Below are 1,505 nucleotides of genomic sequence, written 5' to 3'. Positions count from 1 at the left end.
AGTCAAGTCCATAGTATTGTGTAAATTCCCTATTCATGTTTTCCATTGCCTATCAAATCATATACTTATACTCGGTACTATTGCATTCAATACATTGACTCGCAACTTTACGTGGAGAGGCGGGCATGATAGCCTTGGCGGGAGAAACCAGCGATATGTGCTGCTTTTCCTGGTTCGAGAATCATGCCCGTAGAGGCTCCATGTCAAGTTGCTTAAAAACTCATGAAGTCTTACGACTTTTTAGTGGGATAGAGTTTCTTGTTCCACTGGTTTTTCGACTCCACATAGCTAATCAATACAGCCCCGATTAATCTGAAGGCGGACTGCGTGTTTGGGAATATCCGAATGACTCTTTCTCTCCTGCGCACTTCCTGGTTCAGCCTCTCTAAACTGTTAGTACTTCTTATGGATTTCCGATGACTAATGGGGAAATTCATATATTGTATAGCGTCTTCAAACCCGTCATCTAATATGGAACAGGATCTTTTAAACTTCGGATATTCCTCATATTTCTCCAAGAATAACTCTTTTAACTTCCTTACGGTATCTAAATCCTCTGCGACAAATATACTTTTCAACAACGTAAGCGCTTCTTCGTTCTCTTTCTTTGGAAGTGCATCCACGATATTGCGTTTAAAATGGACAGTGCACCGTTGCCAAGAAGTTCCGACAAAGTCCTTTTGTATAGCCTTTTTTAATCCTTCATGCGCATCAGAAATCACTAACTTAGGCGATTGAAGTCCTCTGGAAATCAAGTGTTGAAAGAAGGAAGACCAACTCACGAAGCTCTCATTGTGATCTACTCGTAATCCAAGGATTTCGCGCCTCCCTTCATCATCGATGGCCATCGCAATATAGACGGCTTTGGAGACAACACGATTGTGCTCCCTGACTTTAATGTACATGGCATCTACAAATAAGTAGGGATAGTATTTCGTGTTTAATGGACGATTTGCCCACTCGTTCACGATAGGATCCAATTTGGCTGTCAATGAAGAAACAAAGGATTTAGAGACAGCCTTGCCACATAACTGTTCCACTACATGCGTAACCTTGCGAGTTGATACACCATTTACCACCATTTCTAACATAGAGAGAACCAAAGCTTGATCGCATCTCGCATACTTATCAAAGACAGATGGTGAAAAATCTCCTTCTCGTGTACGGGGAACCTTTAATGTAATCGTGCCGAGGCTCATTGTGTATTCGCGCTCGTAATAGCCATTTCGATAATCTACACGTTCTTCAGAGCGTTCATAGGAGGACGTCTTAAGATATTCATCGCGCTCTTTTTCCATATATTCATTCAGTAAGAGCACAATTGTGGATTTGACAACGGCATCAATATTTGAATTCATAACTGAGTCTTTTAAAATGTCGATATCTAGAGTAAAATTAAGTTGGGCCATTTTCCATTCCTCCAAATGTTTATCGTGGTTGAAAACATTTTATCATAGGGGATGGAAAATGCCTTTTCCTATTTACACAATTATATGGACTCTATC

At 40.5% G+C, this 1,505-nt stretch carries 1 protein-coding gene; it reads right to left on the bottom strand.

Features of this window, described 5'->3' with window-relative positions; genetic code table 11:
* Positions 1-230 precede the first annotated feature (230 nt).
* Positions 231-1,409 carry an IS256 family transposase gene (locus H9649_RS17700; RefSeq protein ID WP_191696251.1) on the bottom strand — a complete coding sequence of 393 codons (1,179 nt, stop codon included), beginning with the start codon at positions 1,407-1,409 and terminating at the stop codon, positions 231-233.
* Positions 1,410-1,505: the final 96 nt, after the last annotated feature.

This window comes from Sporosarcina quadrami (assembly GCF_014836615.1).
Taxonomy (GTDB): Bacteria; Bacillota; Bacilli; order Bacillales_A; family Planococcaceae; genus Sporosarcina; species Sporosarcina quadrami.
This window is presented reverse-complemented; position numbering and strand designations above follow the sequence as displayed.